At 36.9% G+C, this 3,529-nt stretch carries 1 protein-coding gene; it reads right to left on the bottom strand.

Annotated features, from left to right (window positions below; genetic code table 11):
• Positions 1 to 240: 240 nt before the first annotated feature.
• On the bottom strand, positions 241 to 3,279 hold the full coding sequence (locus ACOVQ4_RS22795; RefSeq protein WP_421822886.1) for an AsmA-like C-terminal region-containing protein: 3,039 nt from the start codon (positions 3,277 to 3,279) through the stop codon (positions 241 to 243).
• Positions 3,280 to 3,529: the final 250 nt, after the last annotated feature.

The following is a 3,529-nucleotide window of genomic DNA, read 5'->3' as shown; positions in this document are numbered from 1 at the left end:
GTCTCTACTGGGAGAATCTAAATTTTAACATAATCACTCAATCGCTAAATTAGGGATGACTCATGTTTCTTAAAGTTTTTCCTAAAAATTACGAAACAACCTGATGACTTGACAAAACAAGAAAGTGTTATTCAAGTGTTTGGACGTTTTTACTGAATTTGATAAAAACAGTTTCAAACTGTTAACAAGTGTCCAAGGCTAAGTCTTGAACCAGTAAAATCACGATTCCCTTCATTTTGCCTATTTCGTGGAGTCTTTTTTGGCAGGCTGAGGTTTTTTGAAAATACCATCAAGTACTCCTTTTTTCTGACTTTCCAATAGCTTTTTGGCTCTTTCTAATGCCGCTTTTTTTAAGCTATCTGCTGTTGCTTTGGCTTGGGATTGAATATCTCCCTGTCCTGTTTTAAGCTTGTCTTGTGCTTCTTTTAAAAGCTTTTCTTTTTCTGCCTTTAGTAAATCTTCGGCTTGTTGTACTGCTTGATTTTTGGCATTATCAATCTGAGATTTGATTTCGGTGGTAACAGCATCTTTCAAATTTTGTGCAGTGCTACTATTATCAAATCGGACAATGGGCGATTTGAGTGTGCCTATTAATGACAAATCAAATTTGACTCTAGGAACGTTATTTAGCGCTTTCCCTGTCCATTGTGTGAATAAGTTATTAAAGCTTTGTCCAGCTTTACCACTAGGTATATCGAAGGCTAATTTGTAGTCCATATCTCCAACAATGCCGTGTTGTCCGCCAATATTGACTGCATAGTCATTCCATTTCACAGTAAATGGCTTAATTTTTAAAGTTCCATGGTCTATTTGAACCTGCATCAGTGCATTGTTCAGTTGCAGGTCTTTTAATTGGGTCAACTTCGTATTTGCTACTAACTTTTCGATTAATGGACTATTTTGTAAGCTAGCTTTCAAGAGTTTTAATAAACCTGAACCGTTTAAGGTGGCAAAATTCGGCATCATATCTTGTGTTAACTCACCATTGATTTTAAATTGAGAAGATACCTCTCCAACCATAAACTGCGCTAAAGGCATCAGGTATTTTACCACACTCAAATGCTGGTAAGCCTCTGTGAAATTTACTTTTTCCAAATTTAGCCCAAAATCAAATTTGGGATGAGCAATATCACTTGGGTCATAACTACCTGTTGTAGCAAATCGCCCTCCTAGTGCATCGAAATTCGTATTTTCGAGGCGAATTGTACCCTTATTGATTCTGATAACCCCTTTGGCATTATTCATAGCCATTTTATCATAAACTATCTCATTGGCTTGCGTATTGAGACTTAATTGTAGGTTTTTAGGAACTTCCACGACACTAGGATGTGCATTAGGATTTGGTGCTTGACCCGAAGTGGTAGCTTTGGGCTCAGAGCTCATCCATTCGTTGACGTTGAAATGATTTGATTTTATCTGAAAATTCCCTTTCAGGATATCATTCGTCAATGCATAAGCCATGTAATTATTCATCGTACCAGTAGCCTCAAAATCACTACTTCCTAGATAGCCTTTAGATTGAGTAATCGAAAGACTATTAGGAGAAAGCTTCGCTTGTCCTTGCTCGATTTTAATACCTTGTGGTAATTCTTTTGAACGGTATTCAAAATTGGATACAGCCATTTGTCCATTTGTATTCAAACTACCATATCGTTTTGCTTTCAAGTCTTTGAGATTTCCTTGGGTACGGATATCCGCATCGATTTTTCCTTTGAGTGTTGTGTTTTCTACAGGAAAAATCTTTGTAATTTGTGTTAAATCAAGCTTGCCTTTAGCAGTGATATCCCACTTAAATGCATCAAAATCTTGTACTGAACCTTTGGCCTGAAAGGTTTCGTCTAAAACATGGAAAGAGGCTTCCTGAATCGCTAATAAGCTATTTTTTAGCGTTCCGTCTTGGTTGGTTAAGTTTGCCTTAAAGTGAATATCTTCAATGGGCTTGGCAAATTGCTTTGAAAGGATATACCCTTTTTCTAAAAGCATTTGAGCATTTGTTACTGGAAATTGTCCTGTAAGCGAATCATACGTGCCTTTACTATGAAGATCAACCCCAAAGCGACCTTTCAACTGGGTTCCTTCGATAGGGAATAATTTCGTGAGTTCTTCTAGCTGAAACTCGCCCTTTACGTCAGCATCAACGACACTACGAGATAGCCCCTTGATTTTAGCTTTTGCTTTGATAGGGTTTTTACCAAAGTATAAATCAAAACGATTAAGCGCAATTTGGGTACTATCTAGTTGGTTACTTGTGTTATTAATATCGCAATCTACCCAAACCTGACTAACGCCAGTTGGCAGAGAAGGATATTGAAAACTACCGTTTTTCACCTGTACATTTAGGTGAAATGAGGGAATTGACTGAGAAGAATATAGTCCCTTCACCTGTCCAGTACATTGAATTTCGCCCTCCGCTTTCAAGTCTTCAAACTGATTTTGATAAATCATTGGAACGAGCGAAACTAGGTTTTTGAAATTGGTTTCAGGAGTCTGAAATGCTACATCCATCGTGTAGGTAGAATCCCGTTTTTGTACTTTCCCTGAAAATGATAATTCAAATTCGTTGAGACGAATGCGGGTGTCTTGAAAAGAATAACTTTGGGCAGATTGATCAACCTGAATAAGTGATTGCCACGCTAATTTACGTTTATTGAAATAGTTTTTCCCTTCCCAAACTACCGAGGCTTGATTGATTTCGGTATTGGTAGCCAAGTCAAAAATCTGTTTGTTGATATCACCACTACCGTTGTGTTCTATATCGGTCAACAGTATTTCGGAGTCTTTTTGAAGGTCTTTGTATAAAATTGTTCCTTTTACAATTTGCCAATTTTGGATTTGTAACTGAACCCCTTCCGAAGGTTTTCCTGAAGTAGTGGCTGTATCTTTAGAAGGTACGAAAATGTCATAATTAGCCTGACCATTTTTTAGGATTTTGAGGTAAATCTTAGGTTGTTCAAGGCGGATGTTTTGTATGATTTTTTGCCCTTTGATTAAACTCATTACATCAAAAGATAACTCAAAACCCTTTGCTTGAGCCAAAGTATCTTGGGAAAATGGGGCAAGACCTATAATACCAAAATCTTCGATATTGATAGCTAAATAGGGAAAATGACGAAACAGCGAGAGGTTCAAATCTGAGTAATAGACTTTCCCCTTCACTTGTTTGATAATGGCTTTATTGACTTGCTCCTGAATTTGGTCCTTGAAAAAATAGGGTAAGGTATAGGCAAGACCTAACAATCCTGTTAAGACGGCCAATAAGGTAAGGCTTAGCTTTTTCATAGTTGTTAGATAAAATATGCACTGCTAATGCTTTAAATAGACCATAAGCATTAGTCAACATGTTTATTTCATTGAATAAAAGGACTATTACACTTTTTTCTTCAAGTGCTACCGAATAATTGGAGCACTATTACTTTACAACGAACCATAAGTTAAAAATTGTGAGTTAAATGAGCAAATGGACGGTTGATTTAGTGAATGAGTGATTATGTTAAAATTTAGATTCTCCCAGTAGAGACGCAATGCTTGC

The organism is Flectobacillus sp. (genome assembly GCF_049240685.1).
GTDB lineage: Bacteria > Bacteroidota > Bacteroidia > Cytophagales > Spirosomataceae > Flectobacillus.
This window is presented reverse-complemented; position numbering and strand designations above follow the sequence as displayed.

Bases quoted from the DNA above. Each gene is read 5' to 3' on its own strand.
- ACOVQ4_RS22795 (WP_421822886.1), bottom strand. From the start codon at position 3,279: ATGAAAAAGCTAAGCCTTACCTTATTGGCCGTCTTAACAGGATTGTTA.